General features: G+C 68.1%; 1 protein-coding gene. It reads right to left on the bottom strand.

Annotated features, from left to right (window positions below):
- Positions 1 to 260 (bottom strand): ribose 5-phosphate isomerase A (locus HKX41_12120; GenBank protein ID NNC24881.1); only part of this gene is annotated, 260 nt, incomplete at both ends.

Here is a 260-nt window from a genome sequence, read left to right on the forward strand (position 1 = left end):
GATGTCGAGGATGACGTTGCCGTTGTCGGTGACCACGCCATTGCCGGCGGCGTCCTGGCGCCACACCGGCTGGCCACCGGTGATCGCCACGATCTGGCGGGCGACCAGGCTGCGCGCCATCGGAATCACTTCCACCGGCAGCGGGAACTTGCCCAGCACCTTGACCTGCTTGGACGGGTCGACGATGCAGACGAACTTGGCGCTGGCCTCGGCGATGATCTTCTCGCGGGTCAGCGCGGCGCCCCCGCCCTTGATCAGGC

Origin of the sequence: Salifodinibacter halophilus (genome assembly GCA_012999515.1) — a bacterium.
Taxonomy (GTDB): Bacteria; Pseudomonadota; Gammaproteobacteria; order Nevskiales; family Salinisphaeraceae; genus Salifodinibacter; species Salifodinibacter halophilus.